The sequence below is a fragment of the Sorangium sp. So ce145 genome (assembly GCF_051525985.1).
Lineage (GTDB): Bacteria > Myxococcota_A > Polyangia > Polyangiales > Polyangiaceae > Sorangium > Sorangium cellulosum_B.
In genome coordinates this window covers 3,090,834-3,105,881 of the sequence record NZ_CP150315.1, presented here as the reverse complement: position 1 = coordinate 3,105,881, position 15,048 = coordinate 3,090,834, and the positions used below count along the sequence as shown (strand labels likewise).

9 protein-coding genes are annotated in these 15,048 nt (G+C 70.5%); 3 read left to right on the top strand and 6 right to left on the bottom strand.

The window, feature by feature from the left end:
- Window positions 1–185: 185 nt before the first annotated feature.
- Both WMF34_RS11935 and WMF34_RS11930 read right to left on the bottom strand, forming a co-directional pair.
- A complete protein-coding gene (locus WMF34_RS11935; RefSeq protein ID WP_437990100.1) occupies window positions 186–2,306 on the bottom strand; it encodes a recombinase family protein in 2,121 nt (706 codons plus the stop codon).
- Window positions 2,307–2,892: 586 nt separating this feature from the next.
- Window positions 2,893–3,501 carry a hypothetical protein gene (locus tag WMF34_RS11930; RefSeq protein WP_437993370.1) on the bottom strand — a complete coding sequence of 203 codons (609 nt, stop codon included), beginning with the start codon at window positions 3,499–3,501 and terminating at the stop codon, window positions 2,893–2,895.
- A 114-nt stretch (window positions 3,502–3,615) separates the two neighbouring features.
- On the opposite strand from WMF34_RS11930, the gene WMF34_RS11925 reads away from it, so the two are divergent.
- A complete protein-coding gene (locus tag WMF34_RS11925) occupies window positions 3,616–4,788 on the top strand; it encodes an amidohydrolase family protein (protein ID WP_437993369.1) in 1,173 nt (390 codons plus the stop codon).
- Between the two features lie 161 nt (window positions 4,789–4,949).
- Here the strand turns inward: WMF34_RS11925 and WMF34_RS11920 are convergent, their stop codons facing one another.
- Together WMF34_RS11920 and WMF34_RS11915 are read right to left on the bottom strand one after the other, a co-directional pair.
- Complete coding sequence (locus WMF34_RS11920; RefSeq protein ID WP_437993368.1) at window positions 4,950–5,441, bottom strand: DUF6691 family protein; 492 nt, start codon at window positions 5,439–5,441, stop codon at window positions 4,950–4,952.
- Window positions 5,438–5,872, bottom strand: coding sequence for a YeeE/YedE family protein (locus WMF34_RS11915; protein ID WP_437993367.1), 435 nt, complete (start codon window positions 5,870–5,872; stop codon window positions 5,438–5,440). Before WMF34_RS11915 ends, WMF34_RS11920 begins: the two co-directional genes overlap by 4 nt.
- Window positions 5,873–6,182: 310 nt before the next feature.
- On the opposite strand from WMF34_RS11915, the gene WMF34_RS11910 reads away from it, so the two are divergent.
- On the top strand, window positions 6,183–7,988 hold the full coding sequence (locus tag WMF34_RS11910) for a protein kinase domain-containing protein (protein WP_437993366.1): 1,806 nt from the start codon (window positions 6,183–6,185) through the stop codon (window positions 7,986–7,988).
- A gap of 55 nt (window positions 7,989–8,043) precedes the next feature.
- The gene (locus tag WMF34_RS11905; protein WP_437993365.1) at window positions 8,044–10,902 is read left to right on the top strand and encodes a TonB-dependent receptor domain-containing protein; all 2,859 of its coding nucleotides are present in this window, start codon (window positions 8,044–8,046) and stop codon (window positions 10,900–10,902) included.
- A gap of 114 nt (window positions 10,903–11,016) precedes the next feature.
- Here the strand turns inward: WMF34_RS11905 and WMF34_RS11900 are convergent, their stop codons facing one another.
- Both WMF34_RS11900 and ribB read right to left on the bottom strand, forming a co-directional pair.
- Window positions 11,017–13,476, bottom strand: coding sequence for an SGNH/GDSL hydrolase family protein (locus tag WMF34_RS11900; protein WP_437993364.1), 2,460 nt, complete (start codon window positions 13,474–13,476; stop codon window positions 11,017–11,019).
- 371 nt (window positions 13,477–13,847) lie between these two features.
- Entirely contained in the window at window positions 13,848–14,963 is a 1,116-nt protein-coding gene (gene ribB, locus WMF34_RS11895) for a 3,4-dihydroxy-2-butanone-4-phosphate synthase (RefSeq protein WP_437993363.1), read from the bottom strand.
- Between the last annotated feature and the right edge of the window lie 85 nt (window positions 14,964–15,048).

The following is a 15,048-nucleotide window of genomic DNA, read 5'->3' as shown; positions in this document are numbered from 1 at the left end:
CGGGGGTGCGCAGGAAGGCGCCCAGGCTGCGCAGGACGGTCGACGGGGCCGCACAGGAGGGCGCCGGGTCTTGTGCAGGAAGGCCAACGGGCTGCGCAGGACGGCCGACGGCGCTGCGCAGGAGGGTCGACGGGGCCGCACAGTTGTACGAGCGGAGCCCTGGTAACACTTCTGACCGGGACGCCCTACGCATACTGATTCTCCTCCTGCATGCTGGTTTGGGAATGTCTTCGAGGTCGCGGACCATAGCCGCGGGCTTTGGCCTCATTCAGGCGTTTGGTCGTTGCCCGGTCGAGCTTGAACCATAACGTACGACCAAGGCCACCGCCCTCGACGCTCTTGAGCCAGCCTTTGGCGACCCAGTAGCGCACGGCGTGCTCGGTGACGTGGAAGCGTGCAGCGATGCCGTGGATAGAATACAGGCCGTCGGCGCGCCGGTCCGGCTGACGTGCGGAGGGGGATGGGAGGCTGGGGCGCCGCAGGTCGTGGCGCCAGCGGATCCAGCGCACAGACATCGCGCTCCATCGAGCGCTGCGGCCTGTGCGCAGCCCGCGGCGGTTGAGTTCGTCGGCGATCACCCGATCGGGCTTCTGGTCAGCGACGAGCATTTTGATAAGCTCGATCGCCTCGGGGGGCGTCACCACGGCCATGGGCTTGCTGTGCCGCGGGACGGTAAAGTCACTGACCACACCCGTCTTCCAGAGCAGTTGCACGCGGGTCATGCGCGCAGGGACCTCGATGGGACTCAAGGTGACTTGCTGAACGAGCATGCGAAGAAGATTCTTCCGCTCGGCGTGCGTGGTGGATGGCGCGTTCCAGACCTGAGAGAGGTCCTTGGTAAGCGACAAGATGCGACGGCGGTCCTCATCGGTAATGTTGACCTTCTCACGTCGGAACATCTCCTGGCGCTCTCGGTCCAACGCCTCGACTTCACGAAGTTTCTCGTTCCATTCGTGTTCGAGCGTGCGCGCGACGACGCGATTGTCCGGATCAACTGCCTTATAGCGGCGCTCCGCGAGCCGTGCCTCATACCGTGCCCGTTCCAGTCGCAGCTTCCACTGTCGGTTCACCTCGTCTGACTGTCGCTCTGCTTCGCGGACTACAGCCAGACCAATCTCGATATCGGGCGGCTGGGTCGCCTCCAGAAAGAGCCTTGAGACCGCCTCATCGATGACCCGCGCCGAAACAGTACAGCACACATGCCGGCCGCCGGTATGCGTGATCGGGGTCCGGCATCTGTAGTATGCCCGCCGCAGCGTGCCTTGATAATTCGTGACCATGCGATGACCACACTTGCCGCACAATGCGAGGCCTTGGAGCAGGGCCTGCCCTTCACGAGCGGCGCCGTGCTGATCAGGTGATGTTTGATGGGTCCGGTTGTCATGCAGCTTTCGTTGATTGGCCATGAATTCCTCCCATGGAATGTAGGCCGGATGGCGATCGCGGAGGCACGTCTTCCATGCCTCTTGCGCCAGGCGTGTCACGCGGCGGCGCGGTTGACCGTTCACAAGCGCGAGGCGTTCCTCATGTCGACCGAAGACATACGCGCCGGCATACGTCGGGTTGTGCAATATGCGAAGGATTGTGCCATGCCGCGGAGGCCCCCAGCGCAGTTCGCCTGTCGCGATGCTACGCGCCGGCATCTTGAGTCCGCGATCGGCGAAGTACCGCATCACAGCATAGGCGCTCCCATCAAGGCGGAAGCGCTCGAAGACGAGTCGGAGAGCACGCTGGACGTGCTCGTCCGGATCGAGTCGGAAACGGCACGCAGCTTCATCCCATTCGTAGCCGCCTGGAGCGTGAAAGAAGAGCTCTCCGCGACGCGCCTTACTGAGCTTTCCGCCGTGCAGTCGCAAGCGCATCCACATCTGCTCTGCCTCGCTCATAGTACCCTTAAGTCCAAGGAGAAGCCGATCGTTGGAATCACGTGGAGTGTAGACGCTGTGCTCATCAGCGAGAATCACATCGGCAAGGCCGCACAAGTCAAGCAGCCGGTACCAGTCCGCTGAGCAGCGGGCGAGCCGTGAGACTTCCAGCGCGAAAATGGCTCCGACGCGTCCGTGCGCTACATCATCGGCCAGCCGCTGGAAGCCGGTGCGCCACTGCGCGCTTGTAGCGCTCTGACCAAGGTCCTCATCGATCACGTCGATACGGTCGGCAGACCAGCCAAGCTCGATCGCACGCTGTTTCAGTGCGTATTGCCGGGACGTGGACTCAGGATGCTCGTAGACTTGACGGAGCGTGGACTGGCGCATGTAGACCATCGCTCGACGCTCCAGATGCTGCGGCTGGATCTTGTCGCTCATGGCCGACCTCGACGGGTGTGGGCTCGACGCGTAGCATTTTGAGGACGAGCGTGGCCCACGCGCCCAGCAGATCTCGCTGCATCGTTGCGGGGAGCGCTGACCACCGAGGGATCTTCGGCCGAGGCATGGGCGGGTTGTCTCGTTTCTTCGGGTGCCACCGCCTCTGTCTTGGGCGTCTCTCGGTGGAGGTCCAGGGCGGTACGCACGGCGCCAGCGAGCTCAAGCAAACCGCGAGCATCCAGACGGACTTCGCGGCCGTACAACCGCGGCGTTACCCATGTGGCGGCTCGATCGGTCCACTCAACCGGAAGACGGATCGTCCAGCCCTGCGGATGCTCGGCGTCGACGTACCGCCGGCCATCCTGGCCACGCACGGACGCGACCACAGCAAGCCGCCGTCCCTTCAGGGGATGGATGGGCAGCGTGACGGTGACATATTCCGAAGGGGGTGCTGGACGTGGCGCAGTTTGTGGACGGTGTCGGGGTCCCCGGTGCGCCACAGCTCCCCGGCCAGGGGGTTCAGCCGCCGTCGCGCAGCTCTGACCGCTGCGCGACGGGCAGGACCGGCGCGATTGGAGCGGTCAGATCATCGACACGCGCAGTCGACCGAGAGAGTGTAGCTGCCTTCGGCCCCGGCGTAGCCGTCCACCACCAGATAGGATGTCTGGCCTGGCGCGCTCGTCCAGCTCACCGTCTCGACGGTCTGTAGATCCAGCGGGGTCGAGGAAGCCATCTCGTTCGACCGGATGGGGTCGCAGGCGGACAGCAGCAGCAGGTCCAGGTCCGTCGCGAGGTTCTCGAGCCTTGCGACCACCATGCACTCGGTCGTCGAGGAGAAGGCATAGACCGTCTCACGCCCCGACTCGGCACGAGCGGTCCGGTCGTATCCCGTCCACACATTCGCGCGCCCCTGGCTCGTCGTGCTGTGATTCAAACGATCGCCACACGTGATCGGTAACGCTCCCCCACACGGGTCGGCCGCGTTGTCCACGCCCCCGCCCGCGACGCTGCCTCCGCTGCCGCCCGGGTCGCCGCCGGCGCCGGCCGTTTCCGCCGAGCCGCCGGCGCCGCCCTCGCCGCTGTTCGCGACGGATCCGCCGGCGCCGCTGCCGCTACCGCTGCCGCCAGAGCCATTGCCGGCAGCACCACCCGTCGCGCCCGGCTCGCGCACATCGTTGCCGCACGCTGCAGCCATGAGCACCGCGTAGCCAAGAGCCAAGCGAAGTCGAAGCACGTTGCCCCCTTTCCGTCCGCCTGCGCTCCTCAGCATATCATGCCGAGAGCGGCCTCCTGCGCGCTATGCTCCGTCATGCTCGCGTCCGGAGGTCGCCTCGTGTCCCGCGCGGACATCGCAGCGCTCATGCTCGTTCTCCTCATGCCAGCGGCGTGCGCTCGCGGCCCGGAAGCGCCATTCGCCGCGCCGTCGCGGCCCGCCGGCATCGCGGCGCTGCGGCTCGCGGACTGGCAGCCCGTACCGCTTCTGGCGCTCGAGCGCACCGCGATCACCCACCTGGCCGTGCCCGCCGTCGATGTCCACACGCACCTGCACCGGGTCGTCGACGTGGCGGCCGAGGTCGCGCGCATGGACGCGTTCCACGTCGAGACCCTGATCAACCTCGATGGCTCCTCGGGCAAGCGCCTGCTGCGCGAGCTCGAGCGCTTCGACCGCGCCTATCCAGGGCGCTTCCTGACCTATGCCAACCTCGACCTCGCGCTCGTGGGCGCGCCGGGCTGGGGCGAGCGCGTGGCCGCGCAGCTCGCGACCGACTTCGACGCCGGGGCCAAGGGACTGAAGATCTTCAAGGAGCTCGGGCTCACGGTGCGCACGCCCGACGGCCGGCGCGTCGCGCTCGACAGCCCGGAGCTCGAGCCGGTCTGGCGCACGTGCGCGCGCTACCGCCGGCCCGTGCTCTGGCACGTGGCCGACCCGGCGGCGTTCTTCGCCCCGCTGGACGCGAAGAACGAGCGCTGGCACGAGCTGCACGAGTTCCCGGGCTGGTCGTTCGCGGACCGGACGCGCTTTCCAACCCGCGCGCGGCTCCTCGAGGAGCGCAACCGCGTGATCGAACGCCACCCCGACGTCACCTTCGTGGGCGCGCACATGGGAAGCTCGTCCGAAGACCTGAAGCAGCTCGCGGGCTGGCTCGATCGCTTCCCCAATCTGCAGGTCGACATGTCGGCCAGCATCAGCGAGCTGGGCCGGCAGCCGCGCGCGGCACACCGCTTCTTCGTGCGCTACCAGGACCGCGTGCTCTTCGGCACCGACCTCAAGAGCGCCAAGACCGCAGGCTACGAGGTCTATGCGCGCTTCCTCGAGACCGACGACGACTACTTCGACACCGAGGCCGCGAACGGCCGCCAGGGGTTCTGGAGGATCTACGGTATGCGCCTGCCCGCGCCCGTGCTGCAGAAGATCTACCGCGACAACGCGCGCCGCCTGCTCTGGCCTGCAGATCCCGATCGGCTCGCGGCACAGCCGTGACGCGAGCTCGTGCGCGGCTGGTATGGTCGAGCGCACGGGCTGGCTGCGACGGTGAGCGGCTCATCAGGGGGTGGTGGGGTGCATTGGCCGAAGGTGGGGTCTTTTGAACCGCCAAGACGCCATAAGACGCCAAGAAAACCACGAATTGCTTCACTTGCCGTTCATTCCGTCGTCTGCTCGCTCGTTTCGCCCCTCGCCCTGGCCGAGGTGAAACGCTCGATCGCCATGCCGGCGGCCATCGCCGCGACGAACGCGAGGACGGCGCCCGATCCGCTCGCCAGCGAGACGAGCGCCGGCCCGGGGCAGTACCCCGCGAGACCCCAGCCGACGCCGAACAGCGCGGCGCCGGCGACGAGGCGCGCGTCGATGTCGGCGCGGGTCGGGACGTCCGCGCGATCGGCCAGGAGGGGAAACAGCGGCGCGCGGGCAAGACCGGCCGCGTCGGCGCCGCCGCCGCGCCGCCGCCAGCGAAGGACACGGTAGGCCAGGAAGTGCACGAAGACCGCGCCGGCCATCACGAACGCGAGGCTCGGGTCCCAGCCGCCGGCCACGTCGAGGAAGCCGATGACCCTGGACGGCTGGGTCATGCCGGAGACGCCGAGCCCCACGGCGAACAGCAAGCCGGCGAGGAACGCGACCGCGCTCTGCCTCATCGCGCGCCCCCGAGCAGGTGCCGGCTGACGTACACCGTGATGGCCGCGGTCGCGATGAACGTCAGCGTGGCGACGAGCGACCGGACCGACAGGCGGCTGAGGCCGCAGACTCCATGGCCGCTCGTGCACCCGTTGCCGAGCCGCGCGCCCCAGCCGACGAGCAACCCGGCGACGATCACGAGGCCGAGCGAGCCGCCGCCCCCCGCCGAGGGGAAGGCGACCGGGTGCGCGGCGGCGAGCGCGAGGCCGCCGAGGAGGAGGCCCGCGACGAACGCCGCGCGCCAGGCGGTATCGCCAGGCTTCCGGAAGAGCAGCCCTCCGACGATGCCGCTGATGCCAGCGACCCTCCCGTTGAAGAGCAGGAGGAGAGACGCGCCCAGGCCGATGAGGGCGCCGCCGAGGAGGGGCCCTATCACGGTGAATTCGTTCACGATGTGACCTCGCTGAGAGACCGTTGGCCAGCATAGCAATGCGCGTCATCCACGGAAGACGAACCACCACGCGGTGCGCAAAGACGGAGCCCGCTCGGCGGTTGTCGGGCGGCCCGCCGGCTCGCGCGCCCCCTGCCCCGTCCGCCGCCGCTCGCCGCGCAACCGCTGCTGCGAGCGCGCGGCGCCACACCCCGCCTGGATCGCCGCCCGACAGAGCGGGTGGGGCTGGGAGCGGGCGTGTCGCACACGACGCCGGCGGACGGCCGAGATTGTGCCGGGTCCCAGAGGTGCTGGTGTATACTGGCGGCCGATGGCCCACGCAGGCTCGGACGCGGCGGAACCGGCTTCATGGCGCAGGATTCCGCGCGTCGGGGACGTCGTCGGCGGCAAGTACCGCGTCGAGCGGGTGCTCGGCCGCGGCGGCATGGGGATCGTCGTCGCGGCGCACCACCTCTCGCTGCGCCACCGCGTCGCGCTGAAGTTCCTGCTGCCCGAGGGGCGCACCACGCCCGGCGCCACGGAGCGCTTCTTCCGGGAGGCGCAGGCCGCGGCGGCGATCGCCAGCGAGCACATCGCCCGCGTCATCGATGTGGGGCAGACCGACGACGATCTGCCCTATTTCGTGATGGAGTACCTGAATGGCATCGATCTGGAGGCGCTGCTCGAATCGCGGGGCCCGCTGCCCGTGGAGCAGGCGGTCAGCTACGTGATCGAGGCCTGCGAGGCGCTCGCCGAGGCGCACTCGCTCGGGATCGTCCACCGCGACCTCAAGCCGGGCAACCTCTTCCTCGCGAGCCGCAAGGACGGCTCGACCCTGATCAAGGTGCTCGACTTCGGCATCTCGAAGGCGTCCGAGGAGGGCGTGCTCGGCCTGAACGCCCAGCTGACCGCATCCGCCGTGGTGCTCGGCTCCCCCCGCTACATGTCGCCGGAGCACATCCGCAGCACCCGGACGGTGGACGCCCGCAGCGACATCTGGGCGCTCGGCATGACGCTCTATCAGCTCCTGACAGGGCGGCTGCCGTTCGAGACCGAGTCCGTCTCGGCGCTGTTCGTCAGCATCGTGACCGACGCGCCCGTGCCCCCGCGCAGCCACCGGCCAGAGATCCCGCTCGCGCTCGAGTGGGTCATCCTGATGTGCCTCGAGAAGGATCCGGCGCGCCGTCCCCAGACGATCGCCGAGCTGGCCACGCTGCTCGAGCCGCTCGGGTCGGAGTCCGCGCGCCAGACGGTGGCGCGCATCCTGCGCAGGGCGATGGGGAACGAGGCCGTCGACGCGCCGCCGGCGCCGGACCGCCCGCGGGCCATCGACGAGGAAGCCGAGACCCTGACCGGGCCGATCGGCCCCACGCGTGGGTCCCGGCACAGCGTGAGCGAGCAGGCGAAGGAGCGCGCCTCCTCGATGCCACCCACGCGGGCCTCCGTCGCTCCACCCTCCCTCGCGACGGCGGCCTCGCCATCGATGCCGCCCGCGCGGGTGTCCGTCGCTCCTCTCACGCTCACCGCCACGGCCTCGCCGTCGGTGCCGCCCGCGCGGGTGTCGGTCGTTCCTCTCACGCCCACCGCGGCGGCCTCGCCGTCGGTGCCGCCCGCGCAGGCGCCGGCTGCCGGACCTCCCTCCGTGCACACGTTGCCCCCGGACGAGTCGCTCGCGCCGACGGCGGCGCCGTCCAGGCGGGGCGAGCGCGCCGCCGCGGGGGATCCACAGGGGCGGCGCCGGCGAAGCCTGGTCGCGCCCCTCGCGGCGGCGGCGCTCGTCGCGCTCCTCGGGGGCATGGCGGCGACCGCGTGGCTCGGGCGCGGCGCGGCGCCGGCCGCGGGCGCGCCGCCCGCCGGCGAGGCGGCCTCGCAGGCCGCGCCGGCGCAGGGCGAGCCCTCCGCGCCCTCGAGCGAGGAGCCCGGGCCTTCGTCCCTCCCGCCGCCGGACGTCGCCTCGCCGCCCACGGCCGCGGCGGCCGCCGCGGCGAGCGGGTTCGCCACGGCCGGCGCAGCGCTCGCGCCGCTCGGCTCGGCGAAGGCGGGCCGCCCGCGCGCGGTGCTCGCGCCGTCGTCGCCGTACCCGGCCAGCAGCGAGCCGGCGCCGACGAAGGCGACGCGCCTGCGCGAGCACCGCTAGCGGCATGCGTCGAGCGCCCTCGAGCACGCGCGCTCGCCGGTGGAGGCTCGCCGCGGTGCCCCTCCTCGCAGGCGCCCTGCTCCAGGCCCCCGCCGCCCGCGCCGACGGCGAGGGCCAGGCCGACGAGGCCGACCTCCACTTCGACCTGGGCCGCGACCTCTACAAGCAGGGGCAGTTCCAGACCGCCCTCGAGCACTTCCTCGCGTCGAACCGGCTCGTGCCGAACCGCAACGTCGTCTTCAACATCGCGCTCACCTACGAGGAGCTGGGCCGCTTCGCGGACGCGCACCGGTACTACGACGACGCGCTCGAGGGCGAGGCCGACCCGGAGGTCGTCGCCGAGGTCCAGGCCGCGCTCCAGCGGATCGCGCCGCGCGTGGCCGTGCTCCAGATCGTCACGTCGCCGCCGGGCGCCAGGATCTACGTCGATCGCAAGGACCTCGGCGCGCGCGGCACGGCGCCGCGCCGGCTCGCCATGTCCGAGGGGCGCTACCGGATCCTCGTCGAGCTCGCGGGCTACGAGCCCGTGGCCGTGGACGACGTCCCGGTGAAGCTGGGGCAGAGCAAGGAGGTCCTCATCGTGCTCCGCCGCATCGTCGGCACCGTGCGGGTGGACGTGCGCGGCGCGAGCGAGGCCACGGTGCACGTCGACCACGACGGCGCGCCGCCCGCCTGCACCGCCCCGTGCGATCTCGATCTGCCGCCGGGCCGCCACGTGCTCCATTTCTCGCGCCCGGGCTTCGAGGCGGCGCCGCAGCCGCTGACCGTCGCCGCGCACGAGACGGTGCCGATCACGGCGACGCTCAGCCCGCTCACCGGCTCGATCCTCGTGCGCGCCGACGAGCCCGACGCCCTCGTCGAGATCGACGGCCGCCCCATGGGCTTCACGCCGTCGGTGATCCAGGGCGTCGCCGTGGGCCGGCGCCGCGTCCGCGTCAGCCTGCGGGGCTTCGCGCCCGTCGAGCGGACGATCGAGGTGACGGCCGGCCAGCAGGCGGAGCTGCGCGACGTCACGCTGGCGCCGCTCCGGGAGGTGTCGTCGGCCTCGCGCGTCGTCGAGCGCCTGGAGGACGCGCCCGCATCCATCAGCGTCATCGAGCAGCACGAGCTGCGCGCCTTCGGGTACCCGACCATCGCCGAGGCGCTGCGCGGCACGCGCGGCATCTATCTCTCGAACGATCACGTCGTCTACTCGGCCGGGATCCGCGGGCTCGGCGAGCCGCTCGACTACGGCAACCGGCTCCTCGTCCTCTCCGACGGCCACTCGACGAACGACAACGTGCTGAACGCCTCGTTCGTGGGCTCCGACGCGCGCGACGACCTCCACGACGTGGATCACATCGAGGTCGTCCGCGGCCCTGGCTCGCTGCTCTACGGCACGGGCGCGCTCTCGGGCATCGTCAACCTCGTCCCGCGCGGGCGCGACGAGCCCACGAGCGCGCACGCTTCGGCCGGCACCTACTACGACGGCGTGGGCCACGCGCGCGCCGGGTTCCACTACAACGCCAGCAGGGACGCGGGCGTGCAGGCGAGCGTCTCCGGGGCGCGCTCCGACGGGTTCGACGTCCCTGTGGCGCTGCGGGACCCGGGCGAGGGGCCGCGCGTGCAGATCGCCGAGCGCGCCGAGACCTTCCGGGCCGGCGGCACGTCCGGGCGCGCCTGGTACGGGCCGTTCACGGCGCAGTGGATGTACCACGCGCGCGAGCAGCTGGTCCCGATCGGCTACGTGGGCACGCGGCTCAACGACCTCGGGACGAGCTACGAGGACGCGCACATGATGGCCGAGGTGCGCTTCGAGCCGCGGCTCACGCCCGACCTGCAGCTCATGGCGCGCGCCCACGTGAACCGCTTCGTCTGGCACGGCGCCTACGCGTTCGACGAGGGGACGGTCTTCGAGCAGCAGCACGGCACCTGGCTGGGCGGCGAGCTCAGGGCGGCGTGGACGCCGCTCCCCTGGCTGAGGGTCACCGGCGGCGGCGAGGTGCAGGAGCACGCCGAGGCGACGCTGAGCAGCGTGCTCGCGGACGGCCGCGCGCACACGAAGCCCGTGCCGTACCGCTTCGGCGCCGGCTACCTCATCCTCGACAGCTCGCCCGCCCCGTGGGTCCGCCTCTCGTGGGGCGCGCGCCTCGACGTCTACAGCACGTTCGCGCCGATCGTCGTGCCGCGCGCCGCGGTCATCCTCCGGCCCGCGCCGGGAGGGGTCCTGAAGATCATGGGCGGGCGCGCCTTCCGCGCCCCGAGCATCTCCGAGCAGTTCTACACCGACGGCAAGACGCAGGTGCCCGCCGTCGACCCCGCGCGGGGCCTCGTGCTCAAGCCGGAGTCCATCGCTTCCGCCGAGATCGAGTACTCGCAGCGCATCGGCGACGACTGGACCGCGCTCGGCGCCGTTCACGCGAGCAAGCTGTCGGACAGGATCACCTCCGCGGAGGACATCCCCGGCGTGCCCGGCGTGGTGCGCTACGTGAACAGCCGTCGAGACGCGTTCGTGGCGGGGTGTGACGTCGAGCTCCGCCGCGAGTGGCGCCAGGGCTGGATGCTCGCGGCGACGTACGGCTACCAGCGCGGCGAGCTCAGGCGCGGCGAGCGGCTGATCAACGCGCCGGAGCACCTCGCGTCGTTTCGCGGCGTCGTCCCGGTGGTGGAGCGGCTCGCCGCCGCGGGGCTCCGGATCAACCTGGAGGCGCCCCGGCGCATCGGCCGCAGCTCGGCCGACGAGACAGCGGGCGCGATCGTCGCGGACCTCACGGTGTCCGGGGAGCTCCAGCGCTTCCACAGCCGCTATGTGATCGGCATCTACAACGCGATGGACACGCGGTACGACTACCCGGCCGCGGAGAGCTACCTCTCGGCCACGAGCCGGCAGAACGGCAGGACCTTCCTCGCCGAGATCACCGTCAGCTATCCATAGCTCCGCGCGTCCAATGTGCTGCTGCGCGCGGGCCTGCAGCGGCCCGGAGATGCTGACCACGCGGACACGCTCGAGCCGCGCGGAAAAGAGCGCACGGCCTGCCAGGCGCCGCCGTTACGGGGTGCCGTACTCGTGCCGGAAGCGGCGGAACAGGTTCCTGACCGCGCTCGCCGAGGGGACGCCGGAGACCGCGAGCGCCTCCAGGATGGTGCCGTCATGCGGGAAGCTGCTCTGGCTGTCTCCGCCGAGCGTAAGCCCGGTCACCGTCACGTTGTTCAGCGACACCGTGGTCGAGGTGCCGTCGATGAGGATCGCTGAGCTGGCCCCGTTCACGATCACGCCCGCGGCGTGCGCCACGAGCGGGTTATATCCGGTGACCTGCCTGGTCACCGCGCCGTCGCTGAACGCCAGAGAGGTGGCCGTGTTGTTGTAGAACAGCGCCCCTGAGCCAGCGTTTGTCCTTCCGATAATGGCACCGAGAGCCGTGGAATTCTTCTTGAACACGGCGAACAGGGCATATGGCGCGGCGAGGGAGATCCCGTTCAGGCGATACTGTTGCAGGATGTTAGAAAACGAGATCGCCGGTGCGTGGTTGAGGCCGTCGATCTCGAATGCTGCGGGGCTCCCTGGGTACTGGATCGTCCAGTGCCTCGAGTTCCCGCTCCGGTCAACGGCCTGGCCAATCCCGAGCGGCAACCTCCAGTAATGCAGGTTGCTGTACGTGGCAGAAGGGAACGTGAGCGTGATCCCAGTCGCACCAAGCGCGACAACGCCGCTCGACGGCACCAGGACGTTATTCTCTGCCCACACGCCACCGCCGTGAATGCTCCAGTCGAACCTCGCGGTGCCGCGCGGCCCCCCCAGGACCACCTCGACATGCAGCAAGCCAGTGACCGCCGACGTGCCGGCAGCGGTCAGGGCAGGCGGTGAGGGGCCGAACCCGGTGGGCGTCCCGGTCACGGCTCCACCGGGGAGGTCAAACCCAGCTTTGACCCAGGTAAAGAGCCCCGGAAGGTGTATCGGGCTGAACGGGAAGTCGTCCCCGGCGCATATCGCCGTCATCTTCTCCTGCCCCTTTTCGTTGGGATGAACGGTGTCCGCCGCGTTGTGCGCGGCCGCCGCCTCCGCCGTCCACGCGGAATCGGCATAGATCACCTCGCCCCACGGAGCGAGCGCGGCGACCGCCGCCGCCTCCACGTCGCGCTGCGCGTCCCAGGACGTGCCGGCAACGTCGTTCTCGGTCACCTCGCGCGTGTAGGTCATGGCGCGCACCACCACGCGCGGATCGGCCTCTTTGATCGCGTTCGCGAGGTCCACCTTGAACTGAACCACGTTCGCGGCCGTCGTTTTCTGGTTGGCGAAGTCGTTCCTTCCAATCTGGACGATCACCTCGTCGGGACGGTGCGCCAGGATCTTTCTGGCGAGCGCACGGCACGCAGCAACGGAAGGCGTCGCCGTCCCGGTAAGATGCACGAGGCCATCCCCACCGCTGCCATGGGTCATGAACTCGAGGCCCTTGCGTTGCATCTGGAGCTGCCACGACGTCATGCCAGAGAACGCGGTGTACGCGCCCGCGCCCTTCGAATCGACGACGGCGATGACCACGCGAGCCCGGGGAGGCGTGACCTCGAACATCGATGCGCCTGGCACGTAGATCCCAACAGGGAAAACGCCGAGGTTCTCGCCACGGATGGCGACCAGCGACGCCGTGTACGGCGATGCCATCTGAGGACCAGAATAGACTCTGATCTTGCGCGGCACGGTGCTGCGCGCGGCCGGGACGCTCACCCTGCTGAACGTGGTCGAGTTCCACGCCACGGGGAGCACCGGATCGATGGGCTCGCCGTCGGCCCAGACGGACGGATAGGAGCGGTTTCCGTTTCGCCGGTTCACCGTGTCGTAATACTCGACGTCGAACACGTCGGCGTCGGTGGACAACGCGTAATACGCCAGGTTGGACATCTGGAGATGTCGAGGGTTGCGCCAGGCAGTGAGCTTTTCGTACCCCGCCTCGCTGGAGCCGTGGAGCAGCGCCGGGTGCACGTCCAGACGGTAGAAGTCGGGATAGAGGGCCCCCGTGGCGCCCACCGGGCGAATGCGGAGCCTGCCGCACAGGAACGTGGCCTGCGTCGCGCCGCTGCGAACGACGACCCGCGCGCGGTACGACAGCCCCGCGGTGACCGCGAGCGATGGCGTGATGCAGTCCGTCGGGGTGCTCGTGGGCGTGAACGACGCCGACATCAGGACGGCGGAGCCCACCGCGTCCAGGATCTGGAGCTGGAACGCGCCGGAGCTCCCGACCCCCGACGGGAGCGACACCCTGTCGAGCTCGAGGCGCACGGCGGGGACTTCGGACGGGACCGCGAACCAGCGCTCTTTCATCGCGCCGTCCGGCGCAGCCTGATCGTGGTTCACCCAGATCAGGCTGCGTTGCCCGTCGGCGTCGACCCCCGCCAGGGGCAGGCACCGCGGGGCCAGGTTCGGCCGCTCCACGTGCCAGGCCATCGACTCGAGTCGCCCGGGGCCGAGCGAGTTCCGATCCACGTGCAGCCCGGCCGGATACGCGAGGCTCACGTGTTGCTCCGCGCGAGCTGACAGGCATGCTCCCAGCCCGGGCCGAATTTGGTCCACGCGCGCGTCGCTCCCGCGGAACCCTCGGTGATGAACGCCAGGACTCCGAGCTGCGGACCTTCGACGATCTCGATCGCGCGACATCGAGCATCGACACCCTCCGCCAGGATGGGATCGGGGAGCTCGAGCTCCTCCCCATCCGGCGGCACACCGATTGAGTCAAGATCTGCCATGGCACGTTGTCTACTATGGAGTGCCAATCCTGTCGAGGTCGCCCGCCAGGCCTCCGATGCCGGGACGCCGGCGTGGCGGGGGTCGGCAGAGGCGGCGACGGAGGTCCTCCCGAGCGCGCGGGGGCGGAGGGCGGGAGCTCTTCAGGCACGCAGCTCGGCGGTCGGGCCCACGTTGGATCGATGGCTGTGGACCCCCACCGGCGTCACTGGCTCGCCCGTCTCGAGGTCGATCTCCTTCTTCGGACCGTTGGGCCAGGGCGCCCTCGAGTCGAGGAGCGTCACCCGGCGAACCCCGAGCGCCACGAGCTCGCGCGCGGCGACGGCGAGCTCTAGCCCCGTGGTCTCGTCGGCGATCGCGGCTGTCGCGTCGGCGAGCGGGGGCACATAGACCACCGCGCCGGCGCCGGCAGCCTCGATGTCTCGCAGGGCGTCGAACAGATGGGCGTCGCCGAGGAGGTCCGAGACGAGCGCGGCGCGGTGGGTGTACACGATGGCGGGGTCGCCGGCGTGCGCCGGCGCGCCGTGCGTCAGGAGGAGCAGCTGCCTCTCGCGACGTAGCGTGTACGTGTGCGCCCGCCACTCGCCGCTCAGGCCCGCGGGCCGGAACGGGGCGCTCCGGACGCGCGCGGCGACGTCCTCGCTCCGCACCCGGTGGCGGATGAGGTCGTCGATGGAGACGAGCGGCAGCCCCTGTCGCGCCGCGAAGCGCGCGAGATCCCGGCGGCGCGCCATCGTCCCGTCGTCATTCAGGATCTCGCAGATGACGGCCGCCGGCAGCGCCCCGGCGAGCCGCGCCAGGTCGACGGCGCCCTCGGTGTGCCCCTCGCGCTCGAACACGCCGTCTCGGCGCGCCCGCAGCGGGAACACGTGCCCTGGCGACACCACGTCCCCCGGCGACGCGTCCCGCGCGATCGCGGCCGCGACGGTGCGCGCCCGGTCGCGGGCGCTGATGCCGGTCGTGACGCCCTCGCGCGCCTCGATGCTCACCGTGAACGCCGTCGACCGGCGCGCGCCGGGCCGGGTCGCCATCAGCGGCAGCCCGAGGCGGTCCACCTGGTCTTCGGTGAGGGCGAGGCAGATCAGCCCCCGGCCGTGGGTCGCCATGAAATTGATGGCGGCCGGCGTCGCGTGCTCCGCCAGGACGACGAGATCTCCCTCGTCCTCGCGCGCCTCGTCGTCGACGAGGATCACCATGCCACCGGACCGGAGCTGCTCGACGGCAGCCTGAACACGCAACGTGGATGTCGAAACGGCCATGGATCCCTCTTCGCTCAGCGGGCCGGGAGCGGCGCCGACGGACACCTCGACCGATCCAATCCGCCTCTTCTCCATCAGGACATTC